This window comes from Pseudoduganella flava (assembly GCF_007830495.1).
Taxonomy (GTDB): Bacteria; Pseudomonadota; Gammaproteobacteria; order Burkholderiales; family Burkholderiaceae_D; genus Rugamonas; species Rugamonas flava.
The window spans coordinates 349,990-363,619 of the sequence record NZ_VLKW01000007.1 but is presented as its reverse complement, the minus strand read 5'-3'; the positions used below and the strand labels follow the sequence as shown (position 1 = coordinate 363,619).

The following is a 13,630-nucleotide window of genomic DNA, read 5'->3' as shown; positions in this document are numbered from 1 at the left end:
ACGTTCCTGATGCCGGTGGAAGACGTGTTCTCGATCTCCGGCCGCGGTACCGTGGTGACCGGTCGTGTCGAGCGCGGCGTGATCAAGGTCGGCGAAGAAATCGAAATCGTCGGCATCGTCGACACCGTCAAGACGACCTGCACCGGCGTGGAAATGTTCCGCAAGCTGCTGGACCAGGGTCAAGCTGGCGACAACGTCGGCCTGCTGCTGCGTGGTACGAAGCGTGAAGACGTCCAGCGTGGTCAGGTTCTGGCCAAGCCGGGCTCGATCAAGCCGCACAACCACTTCACCGGCGAGATCTACGTGCTGTCGAAAGACGAAGGTGGCCGTCACACCCCGTTCTTCAACAACTACCGTCCGCAGTTCTACTTCCGTACGACGGACGTGACCGGCTCGATCGAGCTGCCGGCCGACAAAGAGATGGTGATGCCGGGCGACAACGTGTCGATCACGGTCAAGCTGATCTCCCCGATCGCGATGGAAGAAGGTCTGCGCTTCGCAATCCGCGAAGGTGGCCGTACCGTCGGCGCGGGCGTCGTTGCCAAGATCATCGCCTAATTTTCCAGGCCTGATCTAAAGCGGGGCCGGCTGTGTTATCATGCCGGTCCCGCTTTCTGTTGTAGCGGTTGTACCTTATTTACATTGCCGGAGCATCCTCGCCCGGTTCGTTCTTTTTAAGGAATTAGCATGTCCACCCCGAATCAAAAGATCCGCATCCGCCTGAAGGCGTTCGACTACAAACTGATCGACCAGTCCGCTCTGGAAATCGTTGACACCGCCAAGCGCACCGGCGCCGTGGTCAAAGGTCCGGTTCCTCTGCCGACCCGCATCCAGCGTTACGACGTGCTGCGTTCCCCGCACGTGAACAAGACGTCGCGCGACCAGTTCGAAATCCGTACGCACCAGCGTCTGATGGACATCGTGGATCCGACCGACAAGACCGTTGACGCCCTGATGAAGCTGGACCTGCCGGCTGGCGTGGACGTCGAGATCAAGCTGCAGTAATCGATTCGCGCCGGATGGCTGGGCCATCCTGCTGAGAAAACCGGAACCCGAGGGTTCCGGTTTTTTTTTGTCCCAGCGTTTCGCACCGTCCGAATAAAGTATCAGGCGTTACGACTCGCGGCCGAACGTTCGATGGACGCTTGGCAGTAATACAACAGTTATGCCATCCATACGCACTGTTCCGCAGAATGTTTTTGATAAGACAACCCTAATCGTGAGAAATTGCTAAGAAGCGTTACGAATTGTAACAGCGACCTTTCCACACAAGTTTCGGGAGTCTACGCATGCAGTTAATTCTGAAGACAAGCGTTGTCGCGGTCGCGGCGGCGCTTGCGAGCCCCGCCGCGTTCGCTCAGGCGCCGGCAAGCCAACCCTCGCAGACGGTCTACATCACCGGTTCCAACCTGAAGCGGGTCGACAAGGAAGGCACGTCGCCCGTCCAGGTGGTGACGGCGCAGGACATCAAGGACACCGGCGCACAAACGGTCCAGCAGCTGATGCGGTTCGTGCCGGCCATAGGTTCGGACAGCAACTACGACAGCACCGATGGCGGCTTCTCGCGCGGCGTCGCGACCGCTTCGCTGCGCGGCCTGTCGTCGACCTCGACGCTGATCCTGCTGAACGGCCGTCGCATGACCCCGTCCGCATACGCCGACCCGAACGACGGCAATTCCACGTTGTACGACCTGAACAGCATTCCGATCAGCGCGCTCGACCGTGTGGAGATCCTGAAGGATGGCGCGTCCGCCGTGTACGGCTCGGACGCCATCGGCGGCGTCATCAACTTCATCACGAAGAGTAATTACCAGGGCGCCGAATTGTCCGCCCGTTACAGCGCCAACGACGACGGCGAATTCGCCCGCCGGGGTGCCAGCGGCGCCTGGGGCAAAGGCGACCTCGACACCGACGGCTACAACGTGTTCGTCACGGTCGACGTCTCCAAGCGCGACCGTACGGCATTGCGCGACGCTACCGACATCGCGTTCGAACAGTACCAGCAGTTGAACGGCCGCTTCGCGACGCCGTATGGCAGCCAGGTATCGCAGTACCCGACGTTCTATCGCGAGAGCGCGCCCGGCTCGCGCAACTTCGGCGTCACCCGCGCCAACGCGGACCAGCGACTGCGTACGACGCTCGGCTGCGATCCTTCTGAACAGCTGGTGGGCACGACGCAGATGGGCTTCCCGGCGACCAGCGTGTGGGTCGGCCGCACGTTCTGCAACTACGACCTGACGCGCCACCTGGAAGCGCAAAGCGCAGGCAAGGACGCCGTGCTGATGAGCCGTGGCGTACTGAAGCTGGGCGCCAATGCGCGCGCATTCGCGGAGGTGGCCTATGCCCGGTCCGAGCGCAACTACACCGGCTCACCGCTGACGCTCGGACAGTCGTCCGTGAACAACTTCACGGCGACAGGCGTTGCCGACCCGTTCCAGGCCATCCTGGAAATCGGCCATCCGGACAACCCGTTCCCGAATGCGCGCGCCTCGGTGGGCTACCGCTTCGTCAACACGGACGGCGGCACTGACATCATCAACAAGAGCGCCCGCTTGCTGGTCGGTGCCGAAGGCGACTTCCGCGGCTGGAGCTGGGATACGGGCCTGCTGTGGAACCGGTCCGAGAAAGAAGACACGTACCGGGACCGCCTCTACCTGCCGACGCTGCGCAAGCTCAATACCGGCACGACGCTGGCCCAGCTGGCCGCCGATCCGACGCTCACGCAAGCCGTGACGAATACCGGCCAGGCATCCATCCTGCAGTGGGACGCCAAGGCCAACACGCAGTTCGGCCAGTTGCCGGGCGGTCCGATGGGACTGGCGCTCGGTGTCGAACTGCGTCGCGAGAAGATCAAGCTCGATCCGACGCCGGACCTTGCCGCGGGCAATATCTATGCTCTGGTCAACTCGATCATCGACGGCGAGCGCGACGTGAAGTCCGCCTTCGTCGAGCTGCGCACGCCGATCTTGAAGAACCTGGAAATGGACTTCGCCGGCCGTGCGGACAAGTACCCGAGCATCAAGACGAACTACGTGCCGAAGGTGGGCTTCAAGTGGACCGCGATCGACGGGCTGGCCTTCCGCGGCACCTACGCGAAAGGCTTCCGCGCGCCGGCGCTGGTGCAGGTAACGCCGGGCGGCTCGCAGGTGTTCCTGCGCGATATCTTCGACCGCCGCCGCTGCGAGCCGGACGAGCGCACGCCGAAGCCCGGCGCAACGGAAGTCGATTGCGCCAAATCGGCCGCCGGTACCGGTGGCGCCAACCCCGACCTCGTGCCGGAAAAATCGCGCAGTTACTCGCTGGGCCTGATCTACTCGCCGAGCAGCAGCCTGGACTTCCTCGTCGAGTACTTCCGCATTCGCAAGGAAGGCGAGGTGGTGCAGGGTTCCGCGTTCGAGGCGATCAAGAACGAGGACCGCTTCCCCGAGAACGTCGTGCGCGATCAGAATCCGGCCAACTTCGTGACCGATGCCAACGGCACGCCAATTCCTAACACTGGGCCGCTGTTGATGGTCCGCCTGCCATGGGAAAACCAGGGTTCGACGGAGGTGCGCGGTATCGACTTCGAAGTGCGCCACCGCGCCCGCCTGGGCGAGTGGGGCGCCCTCAGCAGCAAGCTGAACGGCACCTACATGACGCACTATTCCCTGGCGCAGCACCCTGGCGACATCGAGCACAACGTGGTTGGCGGCAATGCCGGGATCTACGACTGGAATCTCTCCAGCAGTATCGACGTGCCGCGGCTGAAGTTCAACCTGGCGAGCGTGTGGACGCGCGGCGACCACGCGGTAAATGCTTCCGTCAACTACGTCGGCTCCGTCTCGCTGAAGCGCTACGTCAATGGCACCACAGTGTACGAGCAGCCGTTCTGCCATTACGGCACCGCCAAGCCGACGGACGCGGAACCGAACCGTAATGGCACGGTGCCACTGTACGAGGACTACTACCCGGATTGCAAGATCGACCCGTGGGTCACGGTCGGGCTGGGCTACACCTATACCGGCTTCAAGAACCTGATGCTCTCGCTGAACATCCAGAACCTGTTCGACAAGCGCGCGCCATACGATCCGGGCCAAGGCATCTCGACATCGTTCGTGCCGCAGAATGGCTACAACGAAGGGCTGCACAACAACTACGGGCGCTACTTCACCGTCAGCGCACGCTACACGTTCTGACGGCTCGCTGGACGGTCCCGGGGCGGGATCGTCCGGTTTGCTGCAGCGAGCACGCGGCGGGAGGGGGCTCCTGCCGGCGTGCGCCGATGGTTGCCCGACCCGCCATTGTGTGCCTGTAAAACAACACTTGCCATAGTAATAGACTGTTACAGAATAAAACGTTCAGATACATCTTTCTTCAGAGTAAATGTTGTGCGAAATTACTCCTGACGCCGGCCGGACCGCCACGAGCGGTTACAAGAGCCGGCGCACCTCGATACAAACCACTGGGAGTAGTTTTGAAGCACACGAACACGTTGAGAAAGCGTGCCATCGCGATCGCGCTGGCCCTTGCCTACACCGAACACGCGGCAGCCCAACAGGCCGCCGAACCCGCGGAAAAAATCCAGCGCGTCCAGATCACCGGCTCAAGCATCAAGCGTACCGAGGCCGAAACGGCCGGCTCCGTGCAGATCCTGACGCGTGCCGACATCGACCGCACCGGCCAGACGACGGCCCTCGGCATCCTGACGACGATGTCGTCCGTCACGACCGACCTGAACTCGGCCAGCAGCAGCTCCGGCAGCTTCGCCACGGGCGCTTCCGCCGTTGAAATGCGCGGCCTGGGCAAGGTTGCCACGCTGGTCCTCGTCAACGGCCGCCGCATCGCGCCGTACGCGCTGGCCGACGGCGCCCAGGAAAACTTCACGAACCTGGACGCGATCGCCAGCGATGCGATTGAACGCATCGAGGTGCTGAAGGATGGCGCTTCGGCGATCTACGGCTCGGACGCGATTGCCGGCGTCGTCAACATCATCCTGCGCAAGCAGTATGAAGGCGCCCAGATCAGGGCCACCTACAAGACGGCGCGGCACTTCGAAGACCTGCGCAACCGGAACGTGTCGGCGATCGTCGGCTACGGCGACCTGGAAAAGCAGGGCTTCAATACCTACCTGACGATCGAAGGCTACAAGCGCGACGGCTACAGCACGGACGACCTGCGCGAACATTACCCGGACTGGCACCGCCTGACCCCGGGCCGCTCGACGTGGGACGCGCGCAGCTCGTTCTCGCCGACCGGTAACTACTACCGGAGCAGCACGAACATCGTGGCCGCACCGGGCTGCCCGGCGGAGGCGATCGACCCGAGCGACAAGCTGTGCAAATGGGACGTGCTGCCGTACACGGGCCTGAACACGGACAGCAAGCGGCACGCCATCGCCAGCGTTACGAACTTCAAGATCGGCAGCGATATCGAAGCGAACCTGGAGCTGACCAACGCCCGAGCGACCAACGACTACATCGTTGCGCCGTTCAGCACCAGCAACGGCAGCGCAACCAGCACGGGCAATATCTGGTACGACGTCTACGGCGGCCGCATGGTCGGCCCGTACTACTACCCGAAACTGCCGGTCGGCCACCCGAACAATCCTTACGACGCGCCCGTCGAATACCGCGCCCGCCTGATGGACACGGGCGACGGCTTCAACTTCAACAGCACCGAGTCCGAGCAGTCGCGCGTCATGCTGTCGCTGAACGGTACCCTCGGCAAGTTCGACTGGCGCTCCGCGGCCGGCTGGATGAAGTCGACGGGCACGAAAGCCACCCGCGCACCGAGCGCCAAGGGCTACACGGACGCGATCGTCAACGGCACCTACAAGTTCGGCCAGCAGAACGACCGCGCGTTGCTGGAATCGATGTTCCCGGTCCGCACGACGGAAGGCAAGGCGGAAGTGAAGTTCTTCGATGCGACGCTGTCCGGCGAAGTGGCGCAGTTGCCCGCCGGCCCGCTGTCGATCGCCGTCGGCACGGACGTGCGCAGCAATGCGTATGAGATGAAGAGCTCGGACAACGTGCTGAACGGTGAGCTGGTCGGCATCTTCGGCCTGCAGGTGAAGGACAAGGTCAACCAGTACGCCGTGTTCGGCGAAGCGACGATCCCCGTGATCAAGCGCGTCGAGCTGAACGCCGCGCTGCGTGCCGACAAGACCGACGGCAGCGATGCCCACGTCTCGCCGAAGCTGGGCCTGCGCGTGAACGCGACCGACAACCTGCTGCTGCGCGCCACGGCGGCCGGCGGCTTCCGGGCGCCGAACATCGTCGAGTCCGGCAACGGCCTGGGCCGCAGCTCGATCGTCAACTCGCTGAATGACCCGCGCCGCTGCCCGATCGCCAGCCAGCTGAACAACCTGATCCAGAATGCGCCGAACGCCACCACGGCCGACAAGGCACAGGCGAACACGTTCCGTAACAACGACTGCCAGGCGTCGCTGCCGAGCTTCGTGGCATCGAACCCGGACCTGAAGCCGGAAACCTCGCGCTCGTTCACGACGGGCCTCGTATTCGAGCCGGTCAAGAACTGGACGCTGGCGGTGGACTACTACCACATCGAGCGCAAGGATGAGATCGGCACTCGCGCGACCGCCGACATTCTGAAAGGCGAAGCGAGCCTGCCGGCCGGCCAGCTGATACGCGTCGACAATACGGGCACGGACAACGAGTTCATCGCGCTGGCGCGCAAATATGCGCCGGGCAACACGGTCGACTTCCAGGGGATCGGCAAGCTGGGCATGGTGTACAACCCGTACGTCAACACGGGCAAGACGCGGGTCTCCGGCATCGACTTCGACGCCGACGGCCGCTTCCGCGTGGGCGACGCCAACATCCGCATCAAGCTGGATGGCTCGTACATGCTGAAGTTCCAGACCTTCCTCGTGGCCGACAACGCCTACAGCGAGAACCAGGCCGGCACCTACGACGTGGGCGCCCGCCTGCGGATGAAGCTGCGCGGCGCGCTGAAGCTGGGCGCCTGGGACCATGGCGTGACGGTGAACTACCGCAGCGGCTTCTCCAACAACAGCCTCGATTCGCCGACCTATTGCGCGACCCAGAAGGTGGCCGAGCAGTACCTGGGCTACTGCGGCCGCGTGGGCAGCAACACGACGGTCGACTACAACCTGCAGTACACGGGTATCGAGCACGTGAAGCTGAACCTGTACATCGACAACGTGTTCTCGCAGACCGCACCGATCAACTGGCGCGACGGCTACCAGCCGTCGGCCCAGTTCCGGGTGGTGGGCGCCTCGGCGACCTATACGTTCTGATCGTGTAACGCGACCGGCAAGACCAGGCCTCGGCCTGGTCTTTTTTTTTGCCCGGCGCCGCGCACCGGGCCGGCAGCGATGTTGCTACCCGGCCGGCTTGTTCAGCATCAGCCAGAAAATGACGACGAGCGCGGAAAACGCGGGTATCCCCAGCACGAACCACAGCCGCTGGTAACGCCAGTACAACGCCGGCAACGGCGCGCCGGCCGCATCGGCCACGCGCGCCAGGTCGCGCATCCGGATCTGCAGCCACACGACAGGCAGCCAGCACACGCCGGCCAGCAGGTACAGCGCGACGGACCACACGATCCACGACGAGGACAGCGGGTAGCCCGCCAGCCAGATCATCGCCAACCCGGTGACCGGCTGGATGATGACGGCCGGCGTCGTGAACACGTAATCGGCCAGCACGGTCCGTTCCGTGACGATGCGGATCGCCCGCACGTCGCCGGCGCGGTCCGTGATCCACTTGAAGAAGGCGATGCCCATGCCGGTGCCGAACAGCACCGTCGAACTGAGCACGTGCAGCAGTTTCAGCAGCATATAGGTGTTCATGAGACGGATTATCGCATCGGCGGCGGAGTAGGACGGTACAATGGGCCGTTGCTCCACTGTCATCTGCCTTGGTCATCTACCGTTTATGAAACGACTCCTCAGTACCGTCCTGCTGGCATCGATCTGTGCCCACGCGGCGCCGTTGCCGGAAGCTGCGCCGGAGAGCCAGGGACTGGCGGGTGAGCGCGTGCGGCGGCTGGACGATCATTTCGCCGCCAGCGTCGCCCGCGGCGAATATCTGGGCGCCGTCGTGCTGGTGATGCGCAACGGCCGCATCGTCGACTTTCGCGCCTGGGGGCACCGCGACCTGGGCCGCCAGTCTCCGCTGGCGCGCGACGCCATCTTCCGCATCGACACGCTGACACGGGCTGTCACCGCGGCGGCCGTGCTCACGCTGCTGGAGGAGGGCAGGCTGGACCTGGACGATCCCGTCGCCAGGTACCTCCCCGAATTCGCCGGCGCCGCGCCGCGCCTGACGATCCGGCAGTTGCTGGCGCAGACGGCCGGCTTCGCGCCGCCGGCGCGGCTGGCCGCGGCGCAGGTGATGGATGCGCCGGACCTGGCCGAATTCACGCGGCGGCTGGCCACGGTCCCGCTCGCCTTTGAACCCGGCACGCGTTTCGCCGACGACGGCATCTGCGCAGCCGTGGCCGGCCGCGTCGCCGAGGTGGTGTCGGGCTTGCGCTTCGATGCGTTTCTGCACAAGCGGCTGTTCCTGCCGCTGGGGATGCGCGACACGGCGTTCGTCGTGCCGCCCGCGCAGCGCCACCGGATCGTCGACGTGGCCACCACCGACGAGCACGGCAAGCTGGCGCCGCCCGTCGAGACGGACGCGGCGCCGGGCCAGCGCCGCCATCCTTACCTGAGCGGCGCGGACGGGCTGTATTCGACGGCGGAGGATTTCGCCCGCTTCGCGCAGATGCTGCTGAACGGCGGCGCGCTGGACGGTGTGCGCGTGCTGGGCCGCAAGAGCATCGAGCTGATGATGCAGAACCACCTGTCGCTGCTGCCGGACCCCACGTGGGACGGCCGCCATGCGGAAGGATACGGCCTGGGCGGCGCGGTATTGCTGGACGTGGCGCGCCGTGCCCGGCTGGGCAGCGCGGGCACCTTCGGCTGGGCCGGCGGCCTGTCCGCCGAGTTCGCGGTCGATCCGCGCGAACGGATGGTGCTCCTGATGATGGTGCAGCACGTGCCGTCGGCGGCCGCGCCGGCCGCCGGCACCGACTTCCACAACCTCGTCTACCAGGCGCTGGCCAGGTAGCCCGTCACAGACTCCCCACTGGGCAATTGCGCGGCGCCATGCCGCGCGCACGGCCGCTTCCACGTGTTTCCGGCCGGGCCCGGCCGGCGGCTCAATCTTTATGCAACAGCAAGTGACATACCTCGTACTTAGTTGTTGCGTCAAGAGGGAAAGCAAAGTACACTAGCCGGCTTCGGTATGGATTTGTCTTTTTTCGTCCGTACCATTTCCAGTAGTGAAGTCAATTCACTGCCTGTAGTTAAACTTAGCCCCGCCCAATCGTAGGTGGGAATGGAGAAAAAATGAGCCTTGGCCTCCTCGGTCGCAAGGTTGGCATGATGCGCATCTTCACGGACGACGGGGATTCGATCCCTGTGACCGTGCTGGACGTATCGAACAACCGTGTTGCGCAAATCAAAACTCCTGACGTGGATGGTTATTCCGCTGTTCAGGTCGCATTCGGTCAACGTCGCGCATCCCGCGTGAACAAAGCCGCTGCGGGTCACTACGCCAAAGCTGGTATCGAAGCCGGTTCCTTCCTGAAGGAATTCCGTGTCGACGCCGCAAAGGCAGCCGAACTGAAAGCTGGCGATGCAGTCGCCGTTTCGCTGTTCGAAGTCGGTCAGAAGATCGACGTGCAGGGCGTCTCGATCGGTAAAGGTTATGCCGGTACGATCAAGCGTTACAACTTCGCATCCGGCCGTGCTACCCACGGTAACTCCCGTTCGCACAATGTACCAGGCTCCATCGGTATGGCGCAGGATCCGGGCCGCGTGTTCCCGGGCAAGCGCATGACCGGTCACCTGGGTGACGTCACCGTGACGACCCAGAACCTGGAAATCGCTCGTATCGACGCTGAACGCCAGCTGCTGCTGGTGAAAGGTGCAGTACCCGGCGCGAAAAACGGCCAGGTTGTTGTATCGCCAGCCGTTAAAGTCAAAGCTAAGAAGGGAGCTTAATCGATGGAACTCAAGCTCTTGAATGCGCAAGGTCAAGCCGCGTCCAACGTCGCTGCCGCCGACACCGTTTTCGGCCGTGATTACAACGAAGCGCTGATCCACCAGATCGTCGTCGCCTATGCTGCCAATGCCCGTTCCGGCAACCGCAAGCAGAAAGACCGCGAAGAAGTCCACCACACGACCAAGAAGCCGTGGCGCCAGAAGGGCACCGGCCGTGCTCGTGCTGGTATGTCGTCGTCCCCGCTGTGGCGTGGCGGCGGCCGCATCTTCCCGAACTCGCCTGACGAGAACTTCACCCACAAAGTGAACAAGAAGATGTACCGCGCGGGTCTGTGCTCGATCCTGTCCCAGCTGGCTCGCGAAGAGCGCCTGGTCGTGATCGAAGATCTGTCGATCGAAGCTCCGAAGACCAAGCTGCTGTCGCAAAAGCTGACCGGCATGGGTCTGGATTCGGTCCTGATCGTCACCGACAACATCGAAGAAAACCTGCTGCTGGCTTCCCGCAACCTGCCGAACGTGCTGGTCGTGGAGCCGCGTCACGCAGATCCAATGTCGCTGGTCTTCTACAAGAAGGTCCTGGTTACCAAAGCGGCACTGGCCAAGATTGAGGAGTTGCTGGCATGAGCGCCGTCAAATTTAGCGAAGAGCGCCTGATGAAGGTGCTGGTGGCGCCGGTCATTTCCGAGAAAGCTACCATGCTGGCGGAAAAGAACGAACAGATCGTGTTCCGCGTAGCGCCGGATGCGACCAAGCCGGAAATCAAGGCCGCCGTTGAACTGCTGTTCAAGGTCGAAGTGGAATCGGTACAAACCGTGAACCGCGAAGGTAAAGTGAAGCGTTCGGGCCGTTTCGTCGGTCGTCGCAACCACACCAAGCGCGCGTTTGTGTGCCTGAAGCCTGGCCAGGAAATCAATTTCGCCGAGGAGGCTAAATAATGGCACTCGTTAAGATGAAGCCAACCTCGCCAGGCCGTCGCGGCATGGTGAAGGTCGTGAACGCCGACCTGTACAAAGGCCGTCCGTTCGCAGCCCTGGTCGAGAAAAAATCGAAGACCGCCGGCCGTAACAACAACGGCCACATCACCACCCGTCATATCGGTGGTGGTCACAAGCAGCACTACCGCGTCGTCGACTTCAAGCGCAACAAGGACGGCATCCCTGCGAAAGTGGAACGCATCGAATACGATCCGAACCGCACCGCGCACATCGCCCTGATCTGCTACGCCGACGGCGAGCGCGCCTACGTCATCGCCTCCAAGGGCATGGCTGTCGGCGACACGCTGATGAACGGTTCCGAAGCGCCGATCAAGGCCGGTAACACGCTGCCGATCCGCAATATCCCTGTGGGCACGACGATGCACTGCGTCGAAATGCTGCCGGGTAAAGGCGCGCAGATGGCACGTACCGCCGGTGCCGGCGTCGTGCTGATGGCTCGCGAAGGTACCTACGCTCAGGTGCGTCTGCGCTCCGGCGAAGTGCGTCGCGTGCACATCGAGTGCCGCGCCACGGTCGGTGAAGTGGGCAACGGCGAACACAACCTGCGCAAGATCGGTAAAGCCGGTGCGATGCGTTGGCGCGGTGTGCGTCCGACCGTCCGCGGTGTCGTGATGAACCCGATCGACCACCCGCACGGTGGTGGTGAAGGCCGTACCGCAGCTGGTCGTCATCCAGTGTCGCCATGGGGCCAGCAGACCAAGGGCAAGAAGACGCGTTCGAACAAGCGCACTTCTTCGATGATCGTCTCGCGCCGCGGCAAGAAATAAGGATAAATCATGACTCGTTCATTGAAAAAAGGGCCGTTCTGCGACGCCCACCTGGTGAAGAAAGTCGAAGCCGCGCAAGCGACGAAAGACAAGAAGCCAATCAAAACCTGGTCCCGCCGTTCGACGATCATGCCCGATTTCATCGGCCTGACGATTGCTGTGCACAACGGCAAAGTGCACGTGCCCGTGTACGTCTCCGAGAACATGGTTGGTCACAAGCTCGGCGAGTTCGCGCTGACCCGTACGTTCAAGGGTCACGCTGCTGACAAGAAGGCGAAGAAATAATGGAAACCAAAGCTATCCTCAAAGGCGTGCGCCTGTCGGATCAGAAAGGCCGTCTGGTTGCCGATCTGATCCGCGGCAAGAAGGTTGACGCCGCGCTGAACATCCTGCAGTTCAGCCCGAAAAAAGGCGCCGCCATCATCAAGAAAGTGCTGGAGTCCGCTATTGCGAACGCCGAGCACAACGATGGTGCCGACATCGACGAACTGTTCGTGAAAACGATCTACGTCGAAAAGGGCCCGATCCTGAAGCGCTTCACCGCGCGTGCAAAGGGCCGTGGCGACCGTATCTCGAAGCAGTCCTGCCACGTCTACCTGACGGTCGGAAACTAAGGAGCCAAGATGGGACAGAAAATTCATCCAACCGGCTTCCGTCTGGCCGTTACCCGTAACTGGGCTTCCCGCTGGTACGCGACCAACGGTAACTTCGCTCAGATGCTGAACGAAGATCTGAAGGCACGTACGTACCTGAAGAAGAAGCTGAAGAACGCTTCCGTCGGCCGCATCGTCATCGAGCGTCCGGCCAAGAACGCGCGCTTCACCGTGTACAGCTCCCGTCCGGGCGTTGTGATCGGCAAGAAGGGCGAAGACATCGAAGTGCTGAAGTCCGAGCTGACCAAGATCATGGGCGTGCCGGTGCACGTCAATATCGAGGAAATCCGCAAGCCGGAAATCGACTCGCAGCTGATCGCCGATTCGATCGCTCAACAGCTGGAAAAGCGGATCATGTTCCGCCGTGCCATGAAGCGCGCGATGCAGAACGCGATGCGCCTGGGCGCCGTCGGCATCAAGATCATGTCGTCCGGCCGTCTGAACGGCATCGAGATCGCTCGTACCGAATGGTATCGCGAAGGCCGCGTGCCTCTGCATACCCTGAAGGCAGACATCGACTACGGCACGTCCGAAGCGTCGACCACCTACGGCATCATCGGCGTCAAGGTGTGGGTGTACAAGGGTGACCGCTCCGCTACCGGCGAAGCGCCTGTCATCGACACCCCGGCTGACGAGAAGAAGCCCCGTGGTCCGCGCCGCGACGACGGCAAGCCGGCAGGCCGTGGCCGTCCGGGTGCCAAACCCGCAAACGCACCAGCCGGTCGCCGCGCTGCGAAGCCGGCTGCAGCTGAATAAGCAGGAGAACAAGCATGCTGCAACCATCTCGCAGGAAATATCGTAAAGAGCAGAAAGGCCGTAACACCGGCATTTCGCACACGCGCGGCACGGCCGTGTCGTTCGGCGAATTCGGTCTGAAAGCCGTGGCTCGCGGTCGTATCACCGCGCGCCAGATCGAGGCTGCTCGTCGTGCCATGACCCGTCACATCAAGCGTGGCGGCCGTATCTGGATCCGTGTCTTCCCGGACAAGCCGATTTCGAACAAGCCGGCTGAAGTCCGTATGGGTAACGGTAAGGGTAACCCGGAGTACTACGTGGCTGAAATCCAGCCGGGTAAAGTGCTGTACGAAATGGACGGCGTGGCTGAAGAACTGGCACGCGAAGCGTTCCGCCTGGCTGCTGCCAAACTGCCGCTGGCTACCACCTTCGTGGTGCGCCAGGTCGGCCAATAATTGGAGTGAA

Annotated in this window: 14 protein-coding genes; 13 read left to right on the top strand and 1 reads right to left on the bottom strand. The window is 62.7% G+C overall.

From position 1 onward, the window contains the following. From IP92_RS19530 to IP92_RS19515, 4 genes are all read left to right on the top strand, one after another. Nucleotides 1–558: EF-Tu C-terminal domain-related protein (locus IP92_RS19530; RefSeq protein WP_260071427.1), on the top strand; the 558-nt coding region annotated here is incomplete at its 5' end. Nucleotides 559–687: 129 nt separating this feature from the next. After that, nucleotides 688–1,005, top strand: coding sequence for a 30S ribosomal protein S10 (gene rpsJ / locus IP92_RS19525; protein ID WP_050409777.1), 318 nt, complete (start codon nt 688–690; stop codon nt 1,003–1,005). 284 nt (nt 1,006–1,289) lie between these two features. After that, nucleotides 1,290–4,175 (top strand): TonB-dependent receptor, encoded by a 2,886-nt coding sequence (locus IP92_RS19520; protein ID WP_145878109.1) that lies wholly within the window; start codon nt 1,290–1,292, stop codon nt 4,173–4,175. 278 nt (nt 4,176–4,453) lie between these two features. After that, nucleotides 4,454–7,258 (top strand): TonB-dependent receptor plug domain-containing protein, encoded by a 2,805-nt coding sequence (locus tag IP92_RS19515; protein WP_229418859.1) that lies wholly within the window; start codon nt 4,454–4,456, stop codon nt 7,256–7,258. 84 nt (nt 7,259–7,342) lie between these two features. Here IP92_RS19515 and IP92_RS19510 read toward each other — a convergent pair whose 3' ends face one another. Beyond that, on the bottom strand, nt 7,343–7,813 hold the full coding sequence (locus IP92_RS19510; protein ID WP_145878107.1) for a DUF2269 family protein: 471 nt from the start codon (nt 7,811–7,813) through the stop codon (nt 7,343–7,345). A gap of 85 nt (nt 7,814–7,898) precedes the next feature. Between IP92_RS19510 and IP92_RS19505 the strand changes: the two genes are divergently transcribed. From IP92_RS19505 to rplP, 9 genes are all read left to right on the top strand, one after another. Next, entirely contained in the window at nt 7,899–9,077 is a 1,179-nt protein-coding gene (locus IP92_RS19505) for a serine hydrolase domain-containing protein (protein ID WP_158206782.1), read from the top strand. 281 nt (nt 9,078–9,358) lie between these two features. Next, nucleotides 9,359–10,015 (top strand): 50S ribosomal protein L3, encoded by a 657-nt coding sequence (rplC, locus tag IP92_RS19500; protein WP_145878102.1) that lies wholly within the window; start codon nt 9,359–9,361, stop codon nt 10,013–10,015. A gap of 3 nt (nt 10,016–10,018) precedes the next feature. After that, nucleotides 10,019–10,639, top strand: a complete 621-nt coding sequence (gene rplD, locus IP92_RS19495; protein WP_145878099.1) for a 50S ribosomal protein L4 — start codon at nt 10,019–10,021, stop codon at nt 10,637–10,639. After that, nucleotides 10,636–10,950, top strand: a complete 315-nt coding sequence (rplW, locus tag IP92_RS19490) for a 50S ribosomal protein L23 (protein WP_145878097.1) — start codon at nt 10,636–10,638, stop codon at nt 10,948–10,950. The genes rplD and rplW overlap by 4 nt, the downstream gene beginning before the upstream one ends. Next, nucleotides 10,950–11,777 (top strand): 50S ribosomal protein L2, encoded by an 828-nt coding sequence (rplB, locus tag IP92_RS19485; protein ID WP_145878094.1) that lies wholly within the window; start codon nt 10,950–10,952, stop codon nt 11,775–11,777. Before rplW ends, rplB begins: the two co-directional genes overlap by 1 nt. 9 nt (nt 11,778–11,786) lie before the next feature. Continuing rightward, nucleotides 11,787–12,062, top strand: a complete 276-nt coding sequence (gene rpsS, locus IP92_RS19480) for a 30S ribosomal protein S19 (RefSeq protein ID WP_093556914.1) — start codon at nt 11,787–11,789, stop codon at nt 12,060–12,062. Then, the gene (rplV, locus tag IP92_RS19475) at nt 12,059–12,391 is read left to right on the top strand and encodes a 50S ribosomal protein L22 (protein ID WP_199271992.1); all 333 of its coding nucleotides are present in this window, start codon (nt 12,059–12,061) and stop codon (nt 12,389–12,391) included. Before rpsS ends, rplV begins: the two co-directional genes overlap by 4 nt. A gap of 9 nt (nt 12,392–12,400) precedes the next feature. Further along, nucleotides 12,401–13,186 (top strand): 30S ribosomal protein S3, encoded by a 786-nt coding sequence (rpsC, locus tag IP92_RS19470; RefSeq protein WP_145878089.1) that lies wholly within the window; start codon nt 12,401–12,403, stop codon nt 13,184–13,186. A gap of 14 nt (nt 13,187–13,200) precedes the next feature. After that, on the top strand, nt 13,201–13,620 hold the full coding sequence (rplP, locus tag IP92_RS19465) for a 50S ribosomal protein L16 (RefSeq protein WP_145878086.1): 420 nt from the start codon (nt 13,201–13,203) through the stop codon (nt 13,618–13,620). The last annotated feature ends 10 nt before the right edge of the window (nt 13,621–13,630 follow it).